Here is a 21,309-nt window from a genome sequence, read left to right as displayed (position 1 = left end):
AAACGGGTATGGAGAAACAGTAGATAGTGGGGATAAAAACCGTCAGGCAGGATCCGCTAATCTTATGGATTAAAATGCTGTGCCATCGCAAAGTGTGACGCTGTGCAAATAATCAATGTGGACATTTCTGCCGTAATTATAGACACTTTTGTTACCCGTTTTCGTCGCCTCTGATGTGTGCCTTTGTTACAGAATGCTTTTCCCCAGTGGGATTGATGGTCTGTCACTGAAATCGCGGCGGCCGGAAGCGGTGAAATTGAAGGTACCTCATGCAATATGGACAATTTGTTTCTTCACGGAACGCCCGGAGTAATGAGTTTATGGCCGAAATACAAAATGATCCTCTGCTGCCGGGGTACTCGTTTAACGCACATCTGGTGGCGGGGTTAACCCCTATAGAAGCGAACGGATACCTGGATTTTTTTATCGACAGACCGTTGGGGATGAAGGGTTACATCCTTAATCTGACCGTTCGCGGCGAAGGGGTCATCAATAACCACGGGAAACAGTTTATCTGCCGCCCGGGGGATATTTTGCTGTTTCCGCCAGGCGAGGTTCACCATTACGGACGCCATCCCGACGCCAGCGAGTGGTATCACCAGTGGGTCTACTTTCGCCCGCGAGCCTACTGGCAAGAATGGCTGGCCTGGCCAACAATTTTTGCTCAGACGGGATTTTATCGTCCGGATGAGGCCCATCAGCCCCATTTCAATGACATGTTCGGCCAGATTATTAGCGCCGGGCAGGGAGAAGGGCGCTACTCTGAGCTACTGGCGATAAACCTGCTGGAGCAATTGCTATTGCGCCGCATGGAGGCGATCAACGAATCGCTGCACCCGCCGATGGATAACCGTGTGCGTGATGCCTGCCAGTACATTAGCGATCACCTGGCGGACAGCCATTTCGATATAGCCAGCGTGGCGCAGCATGTTTGCCTGTCGCCCTCCCGTTTGTCGCACCTGTTCCGTCAGCAACTTGGCATCAGTGTGTTGAGCTGGCGTGAAGATCAGCGTATCAGTCAGGCGAAACTGTTGCTCAGTACAACACGGATGCCGATTGCCACCGTTGGGCGTAATGTGGGGTTTGACGATCAGCTCTATTTCTCCCGCGTCTTCAAGAAATGCACCGGGGCCAGCCCAAGCGAATTCCGTGCCGGATGTGAATAAAAAGTGAATGATGTGTCTGCAAAAGTGTCATAACCCGTAAACTATTCAGATAAATGATGGCTTGACGAAGTGAGAGAGGGTTTGCAGAATCCCAGCTTCGTAAAACTGACGGGCACACTATGCAAGCATTGCTGGAACACTTTATTCTCCAATCCACCCTCTATTCGTTAATTGCGGTCATGCTGGTGGCATTTCTGGAATCGCTGGCATTGGTCGGTCTGCTCTTACCTGGCACGGTATTGATGGCGGGGCTGGGGGCGCTCATTGGGAGCGGAGAAGTGAATTTCTGGCATGCCTGGCTGGCGGGCATGGTGGGATGTTTACTGGGCGACTGGATCTCCTTCTGGCTGGGGTGGCGCTTTAAAAAACCGCTCCACCGCTGGTCATTCATGAAAAAGAACAAAGCGCTGCTGGATAAAACCGAACATGCGCTGCATCAGCACAGCATGTTCACCATTCTGGTCGGGCGTTTTGTGGGACCCACGCGCCCGCTGGTGCCGATGGTGGCGGGAATGCTGGATCTGCCGATCGCGAAATTCGTCGTGCCCAATATCATTGGCTGCGTGCTGTGGCCGCCTTTCTATTTTTTACCGGGGATCCTGGCCGGTGCGGCGATCGACATTCCCGAGGGCATGCAGAGCGGCGGTTTCAAATGGCTGTTACTGGCCACGGCGCTGCTGCTGTGGGTCGCAGGCTGGTTGTGTTGGCGGTTGTGGCGTTTCGGTAAGGCTGCCCCCGATCGCCTGGCCTCCTTTTTGCCCCGTGGCCGCTTGTTGTGGCTGACGCCGGTGCTCCTCGCTATCGGGGTGATGGCGCTGGTGGCGTTGCTACGCCACCCACTAATGCCGGTCTATCTTGATATTCTGCGAAAAGTCGTGGGCTACTGAGGTCGGTTTATGCCGGATGGCGGTTTCACCTTATCCGGCCTACTCGCCGCCATCCGGCAATGCTATTTATGCTTTAATCCCCAACAGCGCCGACGCGCTGGAATGACCGCTTAACAGTTCATCCGTGGTTCCCTGCCACGCGATGCGTCCGTCGGCCACCACGATGGAACGTGTCGCAATGCGCGCCGCGTCCTCTATGCTGTGAGACACCATCAGCAGCGTCAATTGCCGTTCGCGACAAACGTCGCTGACCAACGCCAGCATTTCCTGGCGCAGGGCGGGGTCGAGTGCGGAAAACGGTTCGTCGAGCAGCAATATCGGCTGTTCGCGGACCAGGCAGCGCGCCAGTGCCGCACGTTGGCGCTGGCCGCCGGAAAGCTCGCCCGGTAAACGCGCCATCAGGTTATCGATCCCCATCTGACGGGCAATGTGCTGAATTTTCTCCCGCTGGAGCGCATTGAGCTTCAGTCCCGGATCAAGCCCAAGACCGATGTTTTGTTGCACCGTGAGATGGCTGAACAGGTTGTTTTCCTGAAACAGCATCGAGACCGGGCGACGGGCTGGGGGCGTGGTGGTGTGATCCTCGCCTCCAATCAGCAGAGTACCGCTGGCGGGCGCGAGGAATCCCGCAATGAGGTTCAACAAGGTGCTTTTCCCGGCGCCGCTGGGCCCCAGCACCGCCACCTGTTCGCCGCGTTCCACAGAAAGCGTAAAACGCATCGGCAAATGGTGATAAAGCCAGGTGATATCAGTCAGAGTTAACATGTCGCCCCGGTAGTTTTTCAATCACGGTAAAGAGCATAAAGCAGAGTATCAGCAGCAATAGTGCCGTTACCGCACCGTCCTGACTGCGGTAAGAGCCAATCTGCTGGTACAGATAAAATGGCAGCGTGCGGAAATCATCGTTGCCAAACAGGGCGACGACACCAAAATCGCCAATCGAAAGCACGCAGGCAAACGCCAGTGCCTGCGCCAGCGGCCGTTTCAGCGCGCGCAGTTCTACTACTTTCAGACGTGACCATCCCTCGATCCCCAGCGACTGGCACAGCATACTGTAACGTGCCGTCACGTCTCGCATTGGGTTTTCCAGCACTTTCAGTGCGTAAGGTATCGCCATTAACGCATTGGTGAAAATCACAATCCCGTCGGCCGACTCCGGCAAACCGATGCTGTTGTTCAGCAGCAGAAAAAAACCTGTCGCCAGGACGATGCCGGGCATGGCAAGAATCAACATGCCGCTCAATTCCAGTGTCTGACCTGCCAGCACCTGTTGCCGCGCCCGCAGTTCGCGACTGCTCCACAGCAGCATCATGGTCAGAACCACGCACAGCAAACCGGCGGCCAGTGCGATCCGCAGCGATGTCCACAGGGCCTGCCAGAGTACAGGCTGTACGAGCACATCCAGCAAATGGCGGTTGAAACCGTCAACAATGACCGCCAATAGCGGAGGCAACAGCAGCAGCAACGCCAGAATAATCAGCGCCGCGTCGGTCAGGCGGCTATGCAGGCGATCGTCCGGATCGCGCCAGCCTTGCACCAGCGTCGTCCCCGGCGCAATGGCCTTACTTAAACGCTGGCTGAGCAGCACCAGCGCCAGGCAGCATGTCATCTGGATCAACGCCAGTATTGCCGCCCGCGCAGGATCAAAGTCGTAACTGAGGGCCTGATAAATCGCCAGCTCGATGGTGGTGGCCTGGGGACCGCCGCCGAGTGAGAGAACGGTAGCAAAGCTGGCGAAGCAGAGCATAAAAATGAGCGCTGCCACCGGAGGGATCTGCCGACGCAACCACGGCCACTCCACAAAGCGGAAAAAATGCCAGCCGCGCATGCCTAGCTGCGCCGCAAGCTGTCGTTGTTCGCCGGGGATATTTTCCAGCGCCTGGAGCAGCAAGCGGCTGGCCATCGGCAGATTAAAAAAGACGTGCGCCAGCAGAATGCCCTGCAACCCGTAAGGCGAGAAATGCCACTCTAGCCCCAGCGCTTGCCAGAGTGTGGCGAGCCAGCCCTGGCGGCCGTAGACGCTGAGAATACCGAAAACGGCGACCAGTACCGGCAGAATCAGGGTCATGGCGCACAAGCGTAATAACGCCAGACGACCGGGGAAACGGCGTCGGTAAAGCGCCCTGGCAAGGAAAATCGCCGGGACCACCGACAACAGCGCCGAGAGAAACGCCTGCCAGAACGAAAAACGCACCACGTGCCACAGGTAGCTGTCCTGCCAAAGCGAGAGCCATTCTCCCTGCGGCGCGTTAAGCCAGAGCGCCAGAAATGCCGCCAGGGCGACGACCGCCATCAACGTGGCGGCGGAAAGCCCTGGTATCAGCCAGCCGGGAATTAACGGCTGACGGCGCGTTGCCATTCGCTGATCCATGCCTGACGTTGGGATGCCACCTCAGCAGGAGTGAACTCCAGGGTGGTGGCCGGTTTGGCCAACTGATCAAACCCGGCGGGCAGAGTGACGCGGGTGACAGGGTACATCCAGTTGCCGGTGGGGATGGCGTTCTGGAATGCCGGAGAAACCATAAATTTGAGGAATTTCTCTGCCAGTTCCGGCTGCTTGCTGGCGGCGGTACGCGCGGCGACTTCTACCTGCAGATAGTGGCCTTCGCTGAAGTTTGCCGCAGCGTAATGGTCTTTTTTCTCTTCGATAATGTGATACGCCGGAGAGGTGGTGTAGCTCAGAACCAGGTCGCTTTCCCCTTTCAGGAACAGGCCATAAGCTTCGCTCCAGCCTTTGGTGACGGTGACCGTTTTGGCCGCCAGTTTTTGCCAGGCTTCGGGGGCTTTATCGCCATAGACTTTCTGCATCCACAACATCAGTCCAAGACCCGGCGTGCTGGTACGTGGATCCTGATAAATCACGCGCCATTTCTGGTCGCTTTCGACGAGCTCCTTCAGGCTTTTAGGCGGGTTTTTCAGCTTGTTTTTATCATAAACAAACGCGAAGTAACCGTAATCGAAGGGGACAAAGGTGTCGTTCTGCCAACCGCCAGGTACGTTGACTGCGTCGGGGGCAATGCCGCTTTTCGCAAACAGTTTGGTTTGCGTGGCGGCGTCGAGCAGGTTGTTGTCCAGCCCGAGTACCACATCCGCTTTGCTGTTCTTCCCTTCCATGCGCAGGCGATTAAGCAACGAAACGCCATCTTCCAGCGCCACCATTTTCAGTTCGCACTGGCAGTCGGCTTCGAAGGCTTTCTTGATGGTGGGACCGGGTCCCCAGTCGGCGGCGAAGGAGTCGTAGGTGTACACGGTCAGGACCGGTTTAGCGAAGACCGGTGCAGCACACAGCACCAGTAAGGGAAGACATTTTTTTAACACTTTGCACCTCAGTAAAAGAGTGGCAAAGGACTTGAGCGTTAGCCTCAAATCCCTTCGCCGGCGTTATCCGGATCAGGTTCGACGGGTATTTTCTCAGCCCGCGCACATGGCGCAGCACCCCGTTGAGAACGGCACATTGTAATGATTACGTGAAGAAATCAAAAGGATTAAGGATCCGGTGGGGCAAACCACGCCGATTTAAAATCGAACCAGCCGAGCGTGTTCATCCGCAAGCCGCGCATACTGCGCTGTCCCTGAATGATCAGCCAGTGGTGAATAAGCGGCACAATCGCTTTGCTGGCGAGCAACTGTTGGCACCACGCGGCCAGATTCATCTCGCCTGCGTGCCACTGCGCGGCATCTTCTTTCCAGTCTCGCGGGATACAGTTTTGCAGCAGAGGCACTTCGCATAAGTGAGCGAACAGTGAGAAATCGAGCGGCAACGTAAAGTTGGCGCTGTTGAGCCAGATGTCGCTTTCGATCTCGCCTGCGTGCCACTGATCGTAGTCGATCTCCTGGATGTTCAGGTGAACCTGATGCTCTGCCAGCAGGGCGCTCATGATCTGGGCGATAACCCGATGTTCAATGTGTTCGCGATAGTACGTCAGCGTCAGGGTTTCCAACCCGGCAGGTTTTTCACCGCGCCCCGGCCGGGCATGGTGCCAGCGGGGCAGTAATCCATAGGCGGGGAACCACAGGCGCTGGTACTGCTCATCGGCGTGGTAAAGCAAATGGGTGGGAGAAAGCACGTGGCTTGCCCACTCTCTGACGTGCTGATTGGCGCCGCGATGGGTTCGCGCATCAAAGAGTAAATAGTAACAGCCTTCTTCAAGACGACTTTCAATGGCCTTTTCACTTTCTACAGTGCCTTCGAGCATCAAGCCGCATGCCGGTTCTTCGCTAATGTCCGGCAATACCCAAACGTTCACTTCATCAATGAGCGCCCGATAGCCAAAGTAATCATCAAAGGCGTGGATCTTCAGTTGATTACGCGTATTGCGTATGACGGCATACGGACCTGTGCCTATCGGATGGCTGGAAAAATTGTTCAGGGTTTCCCATTCTCGCGGCAGGATCATCGCCGGAACCTGGCCTAACAACCACGGAAGCCAGCGATCGGGTTGCGAGAGATGCACATCCAGCGTCCAGGCTGTCGGAGAGACAATCTGCGTAATATGCGAGTAGAGCGGCAGGGTGTTGATGCGCGTGAGAGACGCCACCACATCTTCCATTTCCAGCTCTCGCCCGTGGTGAAAGTGAATCCCCGGTCGCAGAAAGAATCGCCATTGCAAAGGGGAAATTTGCTGCCAGTGATGGGCAATATCGGCTTCCAGTTCCCCATTTTCCTCATTTACGCGGGTTAACGCGCTGAAGATTTGCCGGACGATGTGGGTTTCAGAACGGCGTAATGCGCTACCCGGCAGCAGGTTGTGCATCGGTCGATAGTAAAGCACGCGCAGGATATGTCGGCCCTGGCGGAAGCTGCGGCCCAGATGCGAGACCAGCATTTGCCGTACGGCTGTTTTGTCACCGACTAATTGCACCAGCTGGTCTATGCGATCCTGCTCCAGCAGGTCCTCCGCCCGCTGTTGTTGTAGCGCAAGTCCGGTATAGAGAAAGCTCAGGCGTGAGCGTTTACCGCGACCGACTTCGCCTTCCCAGGTCAGCCAGCCGCGCGCCTGCATCGTGTTCAGCAGCGTGCGCATATGGCGGCGGGAGCAACTTAGCAGTTCCGCCAGCTCATTCAGCGTGGTGTCTTGCGTTTTTCCGTCACAGCATTGCCAGAGACGGATGAACTGTTGTTGCAGACGACCTGAAGACATAAAAGAGGAACTCCTGCGCAAAACTCAGCAATTTTATAATCCCCATATTAGGTCAATAATGGATTTCGATGAAGCAATATGGAGAGGTCGTCTATGCGTCCGTTTTTTCTGCACTACTTTACCGCGACAGAAGGGTGGTCCTGGTTGGCTTGCCTGAGCGCGCCGCAGCGCTTAAAGATGCTCGAAGAACTGATGCAATGGGAGGTGACAGCCTGATCTCTGAGTTCCAAATTGCAGACATCATGTGTGACTGAGTATTGGTGTAGGCTCTGGCCTAAAATCACCCGCCAGCAGATAATACCTGCTGGCTTTTTTCGTTTCGGCAGCGCGAATAAGGAACTGTATGCTCTGGATTATGACGATGGGACGGCGTCTTAATGGTGTTTACGCGGCGTTCATGCTGGTTGCTTTTATGATGGGCGTGGCAGGTGCGCTTCAGGCGCCGACGTTGAGCCTGTTTTTGAGCCGCGAAGTGGGGGCGCAGCCGTTTTGGGTCGGGCTGTTTTATACGGTAAACGCCATTGCCGGGATCGCGGTGAGTCTGGGGCTGGCAAAACGTTCGGATAACCGGGGCGACCGCCGTCGACTGATCATGTTTTGCTGTCTGATGGCCATCGGTAACGCGCTGTTGTTTGCGTTTAATCGTCATTACCTCACGTTGATTACCTGCGGTGTACTGCTGGCATCGCTGGCGAATAGCGCCATGCCACAGCTGTTCGCGCTGGCGCGGGAATACGCTGACAGCTCAGCGCGGGAAGTGGTGATGTTCAGCTCGGTGATGCGTGCCCAGCTCTCGCTGGCGTGGGTGATTGGCCCGCCGCTGGCGTTTATGCTGGCGCTGAATTATGGCTTCACCACGATGTTTGCTATCGCGGCTGGGATCTTTGCCATCAGCCTGGTGCTGATTGCGTTGATACTGCCTTCGGTGGCGCGTGTTGAACAACCCGCCGATGCGCCTGAAACGCCGACCGGCGGCTGGCAGGATAAAAATGTGCGCATGCTGTTTATTGCGTCCACCTTAATGTGGACCTGCAATACCATGTACATCATTGATATGCCGCTCTGGATAAGCAGTGAACTAGGATTACCGGACAAACTGGCGGGGATCCTGATGGGGACGGCGGCAGGGCTGGAAATCCCGGCGATGATCCTCGCGGGCTATTATGTGAAGCGCTTCGGAAAGCGGCGCATGATGATCACGGCGGTCGCGGCAGGCGTCCTTTTCTATCTTGGACTTATCTTTTTTCACAGCCATGCGGCGTTGCTGGTGTTGCAACTGTTTAATGCGGTGTTTATTGGCATTATCGCGGGCATCGGGATGTTGTGGTTTCAGGATCTGATGCCGGGGCGGGCGGGGTCGGCAACAACGTTGTTCACCAACAGTATTTCAACGGGAGTGATCCTGGCCGGAGTTATCCAGGGCGCGGTAGCGCAAAGTTACGGGCATTTTGCCGTCTACTGGGTGATTGCGGCAATTTCTGTGGTGACGCTGGCGATGACCGGACGGGTAAAAGATGTATAAAAATGCCGGATGAGACGCGTTGCGTCGTCATCCGGCATCATCAGTATTAGCGTATAAACGCCGGTTGCTTCTCTTCGTATGTCGTAATGGCGTCTTCGTGTTGCAGCGTCAGCCCGATGCTGTCCAGACCGTTCATCATGCAGTGGCGGCGAAACGCGTCGAGCGTGAAGGGGTAGGATTTATCTCCCGCTTTAACCACCTGAGCCTCCAGGTCCACGTCGAATGTGATGCCCGGATTCGCCTGCACCAGGGCAAACAGCGCATCCACGTCCGCATCGCTTAACTTCACCGGCAGCAGCTGATTGTTGAAGCTGTTGCCGTAGAAAATATCTGCGAAGCTGGGGGCTATGACCACTTTGAACCCGTAATCCGTCAGCGCCCATGGTGCGTGCTCGCGCGAAGAGCCGCAGCCAAAGTTTTCCCGCGCCAGAAGAATGGAGGCCCCTTTATATTGCGGGAAGTTCAGTACGAACTCCGGATTGGGCTGCTGGCCATGTTCATCCAGGAAGCGCCAGTCGTTAAACAGGTGTGCGCCAAAGCCGGTGCGGGTGACCTTCTGCAAAAACTGCTTAGGAATAATCGCGTCGGTATCGACGTTGGCGGCATCCAGCGGGACAACCAGGCCTGTATGTTGGATAAATTTCTCTGCCATGGTGGTTTCCTTATTTGATGCTGCGAATGTCGGCAAAATGACCGGTAACGGCGGCGGCGGCGGCCATAGCCGGGCTGACTAAGTGTGTACGTCCACCGCGTCCCTGACGACCTTCAAAGTTACGGTTGCTGGTGGAGGCGCAACGTTCACCCGGATTCAGGCGATCGTTGTTCATTGCCAGACACATGGAGCAACCGGGTAAACGCCACTCAAAACCGGCCTCGATGAAGATCTTGTCCAGGCCTTCCGCTTCCGCCTGGGCTTTCACCGGGCCAGAGCCTGGCACCACCAGCGCCTGTACGCCCGGAGCCACTTTGCGGCCTTTGGCGATTTCTGCCGCCGCACGTAAATCTTCAATACGCGAGTTGGTGCAGGAGCCGATAAACACTTTATCAATAGCCACTTCCGTTAACGGAATGCCGGGTTTCAGTCCCATATAGGCCAGCGCTTTTTCGGCGGAGGCGCGTTCGACCGGATCGGCAAATGACGCGGGATCGGGAACATTCTCCGTCACAGAGATGACCTGTCCCGGGTTGGTGCCCCAGGTGACCTGCGGCGCGATCTCTTCCGCCTGCAGGGTAACGACGGTATCAAATTTGGCGCCATCGTCGGTCTTCAGGGTTTTCCAGTATGCTACGGCGTCGGTAAAATCTTTCCCCTTCGGTGCGTGCAGACGACCCTGTACATAGTTGAACGTGGTGTCATCCGGCGCGACCAGACCGGCTTTCGCGCCCATTTCGATGGCCATGTTGCACAGCGTCATACGGCCTTCCATGCTCAGGGCCTGGATAGCGTCACCGCAAAATTCAACCACATGCCCGGTACCGCCGGCGCTGCCGGTTTTCCCAATGATCGCCAGCACGATATCTTTTGCCGTAATCCCCGGTGCCGCAGTGCCATTAACTTCGATTTTCATGGTTTTGGCACGGCCCTGTTTCAGGGTCTGCGTCGCCAGGACGTGCTCAACTTCAGAGGTCCCGATACCGAACGCCAGCGCGCCAAATGCGCCGTGGGTGGCCGTATGGGAATCGCCACAGACAATGGTCATGCCCGGCAGGGTGATGCCCTGTTCAGGGCCCATCACGTGGACGATACCCTGATATGGGTGATTCAAGTCATACAGTTCGACGCCGAACGCGTTGCAGTTTTTAATCAACTCCTGCATCTGAATGCGGGCCATCTCACCCGACGCGTTGATGTCTTTGGTTTGTGTGGAGACGTTATGATCCATCGTCGCGAAGGTTTTACCCGGCTGGCGAACCGGACGGCCATGCGCGCGCAGGCCATCAAATGCCTGCGGAGAGGTCACTTCATGCACCAGATGACGGTCGATATACAACAGCGGGGTTTCGTTTGGTGCTTCATAGACCACGTGTGCATCGAACAATTTTTCATACAATGTTTTAGCCATGATTACACCCCTTCCGCGACATAGCGGGCGATGATATCGCCCATCTCATCGGTACTGACTGCGGCAGCGCCACGGGCTAAATCACCGGTGCGGATACCTTCTTCTAACGCGCGATTAATGGCGCTTTCTATTGCGGTTGCGGCGTCGTTTGCCTCCAGGCTGTAGCGCAGCAACAGCGCCAGAGACAGAATCTGCGCAATCGGATTGGCAATATTTTTCCCGGCGATGTCTGGCGCCGAGCCGCCCGCAGGTTCATACAGGCCGAAACCTTGTTCATTCAGGCTGGCGGAAGGCAGCATGCCCATGGAGCCGGTGATCATGGCGCATTCGTCAGACAGGATGTCGCCAAACAGGTTGGAGCACAGCAATACGTCGAACTGAGACGGATCTTTGATCAACTGCATGGTGGCGTTGTCGATGTACATATGCGCCAGTTCAACGTCCGGATACTCTTTGGCGATTTCATTGACGATCTCACGCCACAGAATGGACGTTTGCAGCACGTTCGCTTTATCAATCGAGGTCACTTTATGACGGCGCTTACGTGCCGACTCAAATGCAATGTGTGCAATTCGCTCGATTTCAAAGCGGTGATAGACCTCAGTATCAAAGGCTTTTTCATACTGACCGTGACCTTCACGGCCTTTTGGCTGACCGAAATAGATCCCACCGGTTAACTCGCGCACGCACAGAATATCGAAACCGTTGGCGGCAATATCCGCACGTAACGGGCAGAATGCTTCCAGCCCTTGATACAGTTTGGCTGGACGCAGGTTGCTGAACAATTTGAAATGCTTACGCAGCGGCAGTAAGGCGCCACGCTCGGGTTGCTGGTCAGGCGGCAGTTTTTCCCATTTTGGGCCACCGACCGAGCCAAACAAAATGGCGTCCGCTTGCTCACACCCTTCAACAGTGGCCTGCGGCAGCGGCTGACCGTGATTGTCGATGGCGGCGCCGCCTACGTCGTAATGGCTGGTGGTAATGCGCATGGCAAAGCGGTTGCGAACGGCATCCAGTACTTTCAGGGCTTGCGCCATGACTTCCGGGCCAATACCGTCACCCGGCAAAACAGCAATATGGTAATTCTTCGACATCACACGGTTTCCTTGTTGTTTTCGTTGTTCTGAGCTTTGCGTTGCAACTCTTTTTCGACTTCTGCCGCACGCCAGATGTTGTTCAGGACATGCACCATCGCTTTGGCGGAGGATTCGACGATATCCGTCGTCAGGCCGACACCGTGGAAACGGCGACCATTATAGTTGGCGACGATATCCACCTGACCCAGCGCATCTTTACCGTGGCCTTTTGCCGTTAAGCTGTATTTCACCAGCTCGACGTTGTAATCAGTGATACGGTTGATGGCCTGGTAGATCGCATCGACGGGACCGTTGCCGTTGGCCGCTTCTGCCTTCACTTCGTTACCGCAGGCCAGTTTGACGGACGCCGTGGCGATATCGTTCGAACCGGACTGCACGTTGAAATAATCCAGACGGAAATGCTCTGGTTCTTCCTGCTGTTTATTAATGAACGCCAGCGCTTCCAGGTCGTAGTCGAATACCTGGCCTTTTTTATCCGCCAGTTTCAGGAAAGCGTCATACAGATTGTCCAGGCTGTATTCGTTCTCTTTATAACCCATCTCATCCATACGGTGTTTTACCGCCGCACGGCCTGAGCGTGACGTCAGGTTCAACTGAACCTGATTCAGACCGATCGATTCTGGGGTCATGATTTCGTAGTTTTCACGGTTTTTCAGCACGCCATCCTGATGGATGCCGGAGGAGTGGGCAAAAGCGCCGCTGCCAACAATCGCTTTGTTCGCTGGAATCGGCATGTTACAGATTTGGCTGACTAACTGGCTGGTACGCCAGATTTCCTGGTGATGAATGCGGGTCTGTACGTTCAGGATATCTTTACGCACTTTAATCGCCATGATCACCTCTTCCAGCGAACAGTTACCGGCACGTTCGCCGATACCGTTCATCGCGCCTTCTACCTGACGCGCCCCCGCATGCACTGCCGCCAGCGCGTTACCCACGCCCAAACCTAAGTCATCGTGCGTGTGAACAGAGATGATGGCTTTATCGATGTTCGGAACCCGCTCATACAGCCCGGAAATGATGCCGGCAAATTCGAAGGGCATGGTGTAACCCACGGTGTCGGGGATGTTAATGGTTTTCGCACCCGCGTTGATGGCGGCTTCTACCACGCGAGCCAGGTCGGCAATTGGGGTGCGGCCTGCGTCTTCGCATGAAAATTCCACATCATCAGTGTAATTGCGCGCACGTTTGACCATGTAAACTGCGCGTTCAATGACCTCGTCCAGCGTGCTGCGCAATTTGGTGGCGATATGCATCGGCGATGTGGCGATAAACGTATGGATACGGAATGCTTCTGCAACTTTCAGCGACTCAGCCGCCACGTCGATATCTTTTTCTACACAGCGAGCCAGAGCACACACACGACTATTTTTGACCTGGCGCGCGATGGTCTGTACGGACTCAAAATCGCCAGGCGAAGAGACAGGGAAACCGACTTCCATTACGTCAACGCCCATACGCTCAAGAGCCAGGGCAATCTGCAGTTTTTCTTTCACACTCAGGCTTGCCTGTAACGCCTGTTCACCGTCGCGTAAGGTCGTATCGAAAATAATGACTTGCTGGCTCATGGTTTAGGTCCTTGTCTCTGAGAGCGCCTTGCATCAGGCATAAAAAAACCCGCGCAACGGCGCGGGTTTTTTGTCTTACTGGAAGCTGACTTAATGCTGAATGTCGCTCACCAGTCTACCGCGCAACGAGGATGCGTTTAGTAGTAGTAGGCTGAGGAAGCGAACGTTACGATTCATTAATCAAACTCCAGGCGAAAGCGATATGCTTTTAGTGGTACTGGATACGTTGTCTGATGTCAACCCTGTCGCCTGCAAAATGACGCTGTTACGCGGGGAATTCTGTCTTTTACTTTAGCTAATTGTGCTGGTATTCAGTCTAATAAAGGACAAAATAGTCATTGGTCGTTTACATTTTTCATCATTTGAAATACTTAAGCATATTTTTTTTCATTTACCCGTCAGGAAAGGTGTTTGGAAGGTCTTGTAAAGGCGTTGTTTATCTTTATGATTTACATTGTTTTTATATCATTCAGTGAATGAGTATTTATCCTCTCCAGCATCATATTGATAAATTAATGTTAAGAGTAAGGGTTCTACTAATATAAATATTTAATTAAAACTTAAATAATCATTCACCAAGCGCATGATTGTATATTCGTCAGGCTTATGGTTATATTGCTTTCGTAATTTGAGTATTGTGAATTATTGGGGTGTGACATCCATCACGTTATGTTTGCCATATCTTTCACCGTTTTCTAAACGATGCCTTTATGTTTTCCTAATTTTTATATTTTCCTTTTTCTTATTCTATATGCATGGTAAATCATATTTTCTGAGTTTATTTCTGCATTCCCCCAAGGAAAAGGAAGTGTAGTGTGACAGTGGAGTTATATATGCCGGAAGTAAAAACTAAACCGCATCTTTTAGAGATGGGGAAACCGCAACTTCGAATGGTTGATCTCAATTTATTAACCGTTTTTGATGCGGTAATGCAGGAACAAAATATCACGCGAGCGGCACATTCTCTGGGGATGTCACAACCTGCGGTGAGTAACGCGGTGGCACGCTTGAAAGTCATGTTTAATGACGAGTTATTTGTTCGGTACGGGCGCGGTATTCAGCCGACAGCGCGTGCATTTCAGTTATTCGGTTCTGTTCGGCAGGCGCTGCAGCTGGTGCAGAATGAATTACCGGGTTCGGGCTTTGAACCGACCAGCAGCGAACGTGTGTTCAATCTTTGTGTCTGCAGCCCGTTGGATAATATTCTGACATCCCTTATTTATAATCGTGTAGAACAAATTGCCCCGAATATACATGTTGTTTTTAAATCATCATTAAATCAGAACACAGAACATCAATTACGTTACCAGGAAACGGAATTTGTTATTAGTTATGAAGAATTTCGTCGTCCCGAGTTCACCAGCATTGCGTTGTTTAATGATGAAATGGTATTAGTTGCCAGCAAAAAACACCCGCATATCAGTGGCCCATTGCTGGAAAGCGATGTTTATAATGAACAACATGCTGTTGTTTCGCTCGATCGTTTTGCTTCCTTTAGCCAACCCTGGTATGAGACGGCAGATAAACAAGCCTGCGTCGCCTATCAAGGTATGGCGATGATTAGCGTGCTTAATGTTGTTTCGCAAACGCATTTGGTTTCTATTGCCCCCCGCTGGCTGGCAGAAGAATTCGCAGACTCATTAGAATTACAAATATTGCCTTTACCTTTAAAACTGAATAACCGGACGTGTTATCTTTCCTGGCATGAAGCAGCGGGTCGCGATAAAGGACATCAGTGGATGGAAGAGTTATTGGTTTCTGTCTGCAAGCGATAAAACGGGCAGAATAAATCAGGGAATGACATCTGGTTTATTCTGCGTTTTTTGATAAGTGTGAAACTTTATACTGAATTCACCGTCGGACTTCATGTTGAACATCCTAAAAAATAGAGGAATTGCTGTAACTCCTCATTTTTAAGCGATTAATTGTCACCGCGAATGCGTATCATGGTGTAATCCGCCATTAAATCCTTTCATTCATCTCATTTATTCTAATCTCACTCTGTTTACGGGCATCTGCCCGAATTGCCTGCATCAGGGCGAGCGGTTAATGTGTTTAGCAAATGTTATTCATCATACAGTGAGGCAAGCCATGGAGATGTTGTCTGGAGCCGAGATGGTCGTGCGATCGCTCATCGATCAGGGCGTGAAACAGGTTTTCGGATATCCCGGGGGCGCAGTTCTCGATATTTATGATGCACTGCATACGGTGGGGGGGATCGATCACGTCCTGGTACGTCATGAACAGGCTGCCGTGCATATGGCGGATGGTTTAGCGCGGGCGACCGGTGAGGTTGGCGTGGTGCTGGTGACTTCAGGTCCCGGAGCGACAAATGCTATTACGGGTATCGCTACGGCCTACATGGATTCTATTCCGCTGGTGATCCTTTCCGGACAGGTGGCGACCTCGTTAATTGGCTACGATGCGTTTCAGGAATGCGACATGGTGGGGATCTCCCGCCCGGTGGTAAAACACAGTTTCCTGGTCAAGCAGACGGAAGATATTCCTCAGGTGCTTAAAAAGGCATTTTGGCTGGCGGCGAGCGGGCGGCCCGGCCCTGTGGTGGTGGATTTACCAAAAGATATTCTCAGCCCGGCGAAAAAACTGCCTTATGTCTGGCCGGACACCGTCAGTATGCGTTCGTATAATCCGACGACGACGGGGCATAAAGGGCAAATTAAGCGAGCATTGCAAACCCTGGTGGCAGCGAAAAAACCGGTGGTCTACGTGGGCGGCGGGGCGATAAATTCAGCCTGCCACGAGCAGCTACGTCAGACGGTTGAGACGCTTAATCTCCCGGTTGTCTTTTCATTGATGGGACTTGGCGCATTCCCGGCAACACATCAACAGTCCTTAGGTATGTTGGGTATGCATGGTACGTATGAAGCGAATATGACCATGCATAACGCTGATGTGATTTTTGCGGTGGGTGTGCGGTTCGACGATCGTACAACCAATAACCTGGCAAAATATTGTCCGAATGCGACCGTTTTACATATTGATATCGACCCTACGTCTATCTCAAAAACGGTGACGGCAGATGTTCCTATTGTGGGCGACGCGCGTCTGGTGCTGGAGCAGATGCTGGAATTGCTGCCGCAGGAGTCCGCAGCGCAGCCGTTGGATGATATTCGCGACTGGTGGCAACAGATTGAGCGCTGGCGTGCCCGCCAGTGTCTGAAATATGACACGCAAAGTGAAAGCATCAAACCGCAAGCGGTGATCGAGGCTATCTGGCGTCTCACCAAAGGTGAGGCGTACGTCACCTCCGACGTAGGCCAACACCAGATGTTTGCCGCGCTTTACTATCCGTTTGATAAACCGCGCCGCTGGATTAACTCCGGCGGGCTCGGCACCATGGGGTTTGGTCTGCCTGCGGCGCTGGGGGTGAAGATGGCGCTGCCCGAAGAAACGGTCGTGTGTGTGACCGGTGATGGCAGTATCCAGATGAACATTCAGGAGCTGTCGACTGCGCTGCAGTACGAATTGCCTGTTCTGGTGCTTAACCTGAATAACCGATATCTGGGGATGGTCAAACAGTGGCAGGACATGATCTACTCGGGGCGGCATTCACAATCTTACATGCAGTCATTGCCTGATTTTGTGCGTCTGGCGCAAGCCTATGGTCATGTTGGGATCCAGATTAACCATCCGGGCGAGCTGGAAAGCAAACTGAGCGAGGCCCTTGAGCACGTCCATAATAATCGCCTGGTGTTCGTCGACGTGACGGTGGATGGCAGTGAGCATGTCTACCCTATGCAGATTCGCGGGGGCGGGATGGATGAAATGTGGTTAAGCAAAACGGAGAGGACCTGATTATGCGCCGGATATTATCTGTACTGCTGGAGAACGAGTCAGGGGCGTTGTCGCGCGTAATCGGCCTCTTTTCGCAGCGTGGCTACAATATAGAAAGCCTGACCGTCGCGCCGACTGACGATCCGACATTATCGCGTATGACCATCCAGACCGTCGGCGATGAAAAAGTCCTCGAACAAATCGAAAAACAATTGCACAAGCTGGTCGATGTGTTGCGGGTGAGCGAGCTTGGGCAAGGGGCGCATGTTGAACGTGAAATCATGCTGGTGAAGATCCAGGCCAGCGGCTACGGGCGCGAAGAGGTCAAGCGCAACACCGAGATCTTCCGTGGGCAGATCATCGACGTCACCCCGTCTATTTATACCGTCCAGTTGGCGGGAACCAGTGAAAAATTGGATGCTTTCCTGGCAACATTGCGCGAAGTAGCGAAGATTGTCGAAGTTGCGCGTTCAGGTGTAGTCGGTCTTTCGCGCGGCGATAAAATCATGCGCTAAGGAATACCTTACGTCGATTTCACAGGCCTAACGTTACCGGTTGGGCCTTTTTTTGCGAAATCCGCAATAACCAGAGACAAAAGCGGTTGCCGCAGTGCTTATTCTGCGATTAGATGTTAATTAATTTTACCCATGCCGTCTCAGTGGTTATGGTTTGTACTTTTTACGCAAGGGGCAATTGTGAAACTGGATGAAATCGCTCGGCTAGCCGGTGTATCGCGAACAACTGCAAGCTACGTTATTAACGGAAAAGCAAAGCAGTATCGCGTGAGCGACAAGACCGTTGAAAAAGTCATGGCGGTGGTGCGCGAGCATAATTATCACCCCAATGCTGTGGCTGCCGGGCTGCGTGCGGGACGCACTCGCTCTATTGGTCTGGTCATTCCTGACCTTGAGAATACAAGTTATACCCGCATTGCAAACTATCTGGAACGTCAGGCGCGCCAGCGGGGCTATCAACTGCTGATCGCCTGTTCTGAAGATCAGCCGGATAACGAAATGCGCTGTATTGAACACCTTTTGCAGCGCCAGGTGGATGCGATTATTGTGTCGACCTCTTTGCCGCCGGAGCATCCTTTCTATCAGCGCTGGGCAAATGACGCGTTCCCGATTGTTGCGCTGGATCGTGCCCTCGATCGCGAACATTTTACCAGTGTTGTTGGCGCCGACCAGGACGATGCAGAAATGCTGGCTGGGGAGCTTCGCAAATTTCCTGGGGAAACGGTGCTCTATTTGGGCGCGCTGCCAGAACTGTCGGTGAGTTTCCTGCGTGAACAGGGATTCCGTACCGCGTGGAAAGATGATCCGCGTGAAGTGCATTTCTTGTATGCCAACAGCTATGAGCGGGCCGCCGCAGCGCAGTTGTTTGAAAAATGGCTGGAAACGCACCCGATGCCGCAGGCACTGTTTACTACCTCTTTTGCGCTGTTGCAGGGCGTGATGGATGTGACATTGCGTCGTGACGGAAAATTACCTTCCGAACTGGCTATCGCCACTTTTGGCGATAATGAACTGCTCGATTTTCTGCAATGTCCGGTGCTTGCAGTGGCGCAACGCCATCGTGATGTCGCCGAGCGTGTTCTTGAGATTGTTCTGGCGAGTCTGGATGAACCCCGTAAGCCAAAACCGGGTTTAACACGGATCAAACGTAATTTGTATCGCCGTGGCGTCCTTAGCCGTAGCTGAGTTAATCCCCCCGTGCCAGAAAATGCTTAGGTGCGGGGGAAATAAAAAACGGAAATCAATAACCGTATCAGAATTAAGATTATTCCTTAAAATCTCGTTGAGATGTCTTATAAATAATCCTGATTGCACCCTCACAAACCTTTTTCAGGTTATTGGGCGGTAACGGCAGGTTACTCTTGTATTATTTTGTTACATGCTTGTGGGGATTTGCCGAATTAACAAACACTTTCCTTCTCTGATGCGGTAATGCATCGCACTCCTTGGCTGTAAGGGGCATAGCGACCGATAAACAGGTACTGTTATCCCGCTGCAATATGTCCTAAAATGCCGCTCGCGTCGCAAACTGACACTTTATATTTTCTTCAGGTGGTATTGAGTCGTTTTAAACGGTGATGAGTTTTTGTTTTTTTTTCTTACAAATATTCATGACGTTAATTTGCTTCGTTCGTTGGACGTAATTTAATCAACGCTGATATTAGCCGTAAACATTGGGTTTTTTGCTCTGGTAAGCGTTGCTACTGGCTTGACAAGCTTTTCCTCCGCTCCGTAAACTCCTTTAAGTGGGATTTTGTGGGATAAAGTGGTAATTGGGGGTGAGGCTGGCATGTTCCGGGGAGCAACGTTAGTCAATCTCGACAGTAAAGGGCGCTTATCTGTGCCCACCCGTTATCGGGAACAACTGCTCGAGAGCGCTACCGGTCAAATGGTGTGTACCATTGACATTCATCACCCGTGCCTGCTGCTGTACCCCCTGCCTGAATGGGAAATTATCGAGCAAAAATTATCGCGTCTGTCGAGCATGAATCCGGTTGAGCGCCGCGTGCAGCGCTTACTATTGGGACATGCCAGCGAATGTCAGATGGACAGTGCTGGTCGTCTATTGATCGCGCCGATTCTGCGGCAACATGCCGCACTGACGAAAGAAGTGATGCTGGTTGGACAGTTCAACAAATTTGAACTGTGGGATGAAACGACCTGGTATCAACGGGTCAAGGAAGATATCGACGCTGAGCAGTCTGTTACCGAAACCTTGTCGGAGCGACTGCAGGACTTGTCTCTATAATGATGATGGAAAATTTTAAACATACAACGGTGCTGCTGGACGAGGCCGTAAACGGTCTGAACATTCGCCCTGACGGCATTTACATTGATGGGACATTTGGTCGCGGTGGTCACTCACGTCTGATCCTGTCGCAACTTGGCGACAACGGACGTTTACTGGCAATCGATCGCGATCCGCAGGCTATTGCCGTTGCCGAAACCATCAATGATCCTCGCTTCTCCATCATTCATGGACCTTTCTCTGCGCTGGCTGAGTATGTCGCCGAGCGTGAACTGACGGGCAAGATTGACGGAATACTTCTCGATCTTGGCGTCTCTTCTCCGCAACTCGATGATGCCGAGCGCGGCTTTTCCTTCATGCGTGACGGTCCGTTGGATATGCGAATGGACCCGACGCGCGGTCAGTCTGCTGCCGAATGGCTGCAAACCGCTGAAGAAGCGGACATCGCCTGGGTGATCAAAACCTTCGGCGAGGAGCGTTTTGGTAAACGCATTGCCCGCGCCATTGTTGAGCGTAACCGCATTGAACCGATGACGCGTACCAAAGAGCTTGCAGAGGTGATTGCGGCGGCGACGCCGGTGAAGGACAAACATAAACATCCCGCGACCCGTACCTTCCAGGCGGTGCGCATTTGGGTGAACAGTGAACTGGAGGAGATAGAGCAGGCGCTAAAAAGCTCGCTCAGCGTGCTGGCCCCGGGAGGGCGACTTTCCATCATCAGTTTCCACTCGCTGGAAGACCGTATTGTGAAGCGCTTTATGCGTGAGCAAAGTCGCGGTCCGCAAGTACCAGCAGGGTTGCCGATGACGGAAGATCAGCTCAAAAAGCTGGGTGGCCGCGAGTTGCGAGCGTTAGGCAAGTTGATGCCGGGCGAAGAAGAAGTGGCAGAGAATCCACGTGCCCGTAGTTCAGTTCTGCGTATTGCAGAGAGGACGAACGCATGATCAGCAGAGTGACAGATGCCCTCAGCAAAGTTAAAGAATCAATAGGAAGCAACGAGCGCCATGCTTTGCCTGGCGTGATCGGTGATGATCTTTTGCGGTTCGGGAAGCTGCCACTCTGCCTGTTCATTTGCATCATTTTGACGGCGGTGACTGTCGTCACCACGGCGCATCACACGCGACTATTGACCGCGCAGCGTGAGCAATTGGTTCTGGAGCGGGATGCGTTGGATATCGAATGGCGCAACCTGATCCTTGAAGAGAATGCGCTCGGCGATCATAGCCGGGTGGAACGGATCGCAACGGAAAAACTGCAGATGCAGCATGTTGATCCCTCACAAGAAAATATCGTAGTGCAAAAATAAG

20 protein-coding genes and 1 riboswitch are annotated in these 21,309 nt (G+C 53.3%); of the genes, 11 read left to right on the top strand and 9 right to left on the bottom strand.

Annotated features, from left to right (window positions below):
• Positions 1 to 320 precede the first annotated feature (320 nt).
• Positions 321 to 1,166, top strand: a complete 846-nt coding sequence (gene araC / locus P2W74_RS19215) for an arabinose operon transcriptional regulator AraC (protein WP_276292861.1) — start codon at positions 321 to 323, stop codon at positions 1,164 to 1,166.
• 119 nt (positions 1,167 to 1,285) lie between these two features.
• Positions 1,286 to 2,053, top strand: a complete 768-nt coding sequence (locus P2W74_RS19210; RefSeq protein WP_276292860.1) for a DedA family protein — start codon at positions 1,286 to 1,288, stop codon at positions 2,051 to 2,053.
• Between the two features lie 66 nt (positions 2,054 to 2,119).
• On the opposite strand, the gene thiQ is transcribed toward P2W74_RS19210, so the two are convergent.
• The 4 genes from thiQ to sgrR all read right to left on the bottom strand — a co-directional run bounded on the left by thiQ (position 2,120) and on the right by sgrR (position 7,194).
• Positions 2,120 to 2,818 (bottom strand): thiamine ABC transporter ATP-binding protein ThiQ, encoded by a 699-nt coding sequence (gene thiQ / locus P2W74_RS19205; protein ID WP_276292859.1) that lies wholly within the window; start codon positions 2,816 to 2,818, stop codon positions 2,120 to 2,122.
• Positions 2,802 to 4,412, bottom strand: a complete 1,611-nt coding sequence (gene thiP / locus P2W74_RS19200) for a thiamine/thiamine pyrophosphate ABC transporter permease ThiP (RefSeq protein WP_276292858.1) — start codon at positions 4,410 to 4,412, stop codon at positions 2,802 to 2,804. The genes thiQ and thiP overlap by 17 nt, the downstream gene beginning before the upstream one ends.
• Positions 4,388 to 5,371 (bottom strand): thiamine ABC transporter substrate binding subunit, encoded by a 984-nt coding sequence (gene thiB / locus P2W74_RS19195; RefSeq protein ID WP_276292857.1) that lies wholly within the window; start codon positions 5,369 to 5,371, stop codon positions 4,388 to 4,390. The genes thiP and thiB overlap by 25 nt, the downstream gene beginning before the upstream one ends.
• 31 nt (positions 5,372 to 5,402) lie before the next feature.
• Positions 5,403 to 5,503, bottom strand: a riboswitch (TPP riboswitch).
• A gap of 35 nt (positions 5,504 to 5,538) precedes the next feature.
• A complete protein-coding gene (gene sgrR, locus P2W74_RS19190; protein WP_276292856.1) occupies positions 5,539 to 7,194 on the bottom strand; it encodes an HTH-type transcriptional regulator SgrR in 1,656 nt (551 codons plus the stop codon).
• A 93-nt stretch (positions 7,195 to 7,287) separates the two neighbouring features.
• On the opposite strand from sgrR, the gene sgrT reads away from it, so the two are divergent.
• Complete coding sequence (gene sgrT, locus P2W74_RS19185; protein ID WP_276292855.1) at positions 7,288 to 7,410, top strand: glucose uptake inhibitor SgrT; 123 nt, start codon at positions 7,288 to 7,290, stop codon at positions 7,408 to 7,410.
• Positions 7,411 to 7,537: 127 nt separating this feature from the next.
• Positions 7,538 to 8,716: a sugar efflux transporter gene (locus P2W74_RS19180; RefSeq protein WP_276292854.1), complete on the top strand. Its 1,179-nt coding sequence runs from the start codon at positions 7,538 to 7,540 to the stop codon at positions 8,714 to 8,716.
• 46 nt (positions 8,717 to 8,762) lie between these two features.
• Here the strand turns inward: P2W74_RS19180 and leuD are convergent, their stop codons facing one another.
• The 5 genes from leuD to leuL all read right to left on the bottom strand — a co-directional run bounded on the left by leuD (position 8,763) and on the right by leuL (position 13,621).
• Positions 8,763 to 9,368: a 3-isopropylmalate dehydratase small subunit gene (gene leuD, locus P2W74_RS19175; RefSeq protein WP_276292853.1), complete on the bottom strand. Its 606-nt coding sequence runs from the start codon at positions 9,366 to 9,368 to the stop codon at positions 8,763 to 8,765.
• A gap of 10 nt (positions 9,369 to 9,378) precedes the next feature.
• Positions 9,379 to 10,779 (bottom strand): 3-isopropylmalate dehydratase large subunit, encoded by a 1,401-nt coding sequence (leuC, locus tag P2W74_RS19170; protein WP_276292852.1) that lies wholly within the window; start codon positions 10,777 to 10,779, stop codon positions 9,379 to 9,381.
• A 2-nt stretch (positions 10,780 to 10,781) separates the two neighbouring features.
• Complete coding sequence (leuB, locus tag P2W74_RS19165) at positions 10,782 to 11,873, bottom strand: 3-isopropylmalate dehydrogenase (protein ID WP_276292851.1); 1,092 nt, start codon at positions 11,871 to 11,873, stop codon at positions 10,782 to 10,784.
• Complete coding sequence (leuA, locus tag P2W74_RS19160) at positions 11,873 to 13,444, bottom strand: 2-isopropylmalate synthase (RefSeq protein WP_276292850.1); 1,572 nt, start codon at positions 13,442 to 13,444, stop codon at positions 11,873 to 11,875. Before leuA ends, leuB begins: the two co-directional genes overlap by 1 nt.
• Positions 13,445 to 13,534: 90 nt before the next feature.
• Positions 13,535 to 13,621 (bottom strand): leu operon leader peptide, encoded by an 87-nt coding sequence (gene leuL / locus P2W74_RS23665; protein ID WP_412767245.1) that lies wholly within the window; start codon positions 13,619 to 13,621, stop codon positions 13,535 to 13,537.
• 656 nt (positions 13,622 to 14,277) lie between these two features.
• On the opposite strand from leuL, the gene leuO reads away from it, so the two are divergent.
• From leuO to ftsL, 7 genes are all read left to right on the top strand, one after another.
• Positions 14,278 to 15,219 (top strand): transcriptional regulator LeuO, encoded by a 942-nt coding sequence (leuO, locus tag P2W74_RS19155; protein ID WP_276292849.1) that lies wholly within the window; start codon positions 14,278 to 14,280, stop codon positions 15,217 to 15,219.
• A 316-nt stretch (positions 15,220 to 15,535) separates the two neighbouring features.
• The gene (gene ilvI, locus P2W74_RS19150; RefSeq protein ID WP_276292848.1) at positions 15,536 to 17,260 is read left to right on the top strand and encodes an acetolactate synthase 3 large subunit; all 1,725 of its coding nucleotides are present in this window, start codon (positions 15,536 to 15,538) and stop codon (positions 17,258 to 17,260) included.
• Positions 17,261 to 17,262: 2 nt separating this feature from the next.
• Positions 17,263 to 17,754, top strand: coding sequence for an acetolactate synthase small subunit (gene ilvN / locus P2W74_RS19145; RefSeq protein ID WP_162380992.1), 492 nt, complete (start codon positions 17,263 to 17,265; stop codon positions 17,752 to 17,754).
• Positions 17,755 to 17,934: 180 nt separating this feature from the next.
• Positions 17,935 to 18,939 carry a catabolite repressor/activator gene (gene cra, locus P2W74_RS19140; RefSeq protein WP_203358935.1) on the top strand — a complete coding sequence of 335 codons (1,005 nt, stop codon included), beginning with the start codon at positions 17,935 to 17,937 and terminating at the stop codon, positions 18,937 to 18,939.
• 604 nt (positions 18,940 to 19,543) lie between these two features.
• Complete coding sequence (mraZ, locus tag P2W74_RS19135) at positions 19,544 to 20,002, top strand: division/cell wall cluster transcriptional repressor MraZ (protein ID WP_276295229.1); 459 nt, start codon at positions 19,544 to 19,546, stop codon at positions 20,000 to 20,002.
• Between the two features lie 2 nt (positions 20,003 to 20,004).
• Complete coding sequence (gene rsmH / locus P2W74_RS19130) at positions 20,005 to 20,946, top strand: 16S rRNA (cytosine(1402)-N(4))-methyltransferase RsmH (RefSeq protein ID WP_276295228.1); 942 nt, start codon at positions 20,005 to 20,007, stop codon at positions 20,944 to 20,946.
• Positions 20,943 to 21,308: a cell division protein FtsL gene (gene ftsL / locus P2W74_RS19125; protein WP_276292847.1), complete on the top strand. Its 366-nt coding sequence runs from the start codon at positions 20,943 to 20,945 to the stop codon at positions 21,306 to 21,308. The genes rsmH and ftsL overlap by 4 nt, the downstream gene beginning before the upstream one ends.
• Position 21,309 lies beyond the last annotated feature (1 nt).

Origin of the sequence: Citrobacter enshiensis (genome assembly GCF_029338175.1) — a bacterium.
Taxonomy (GTDB): Bacteria; Pseudomonadota; Gammaproteobacteria; order Enterobacterales; family Enterobacteriaceae; genus Citrobacter_D; species Citrobacter_D enshiensis.
The sequence above is the reverse complement of the archived record's forward strand: the minus strand, read 5'-3'. Positions and strand labels throughout refer to the sequence as shown.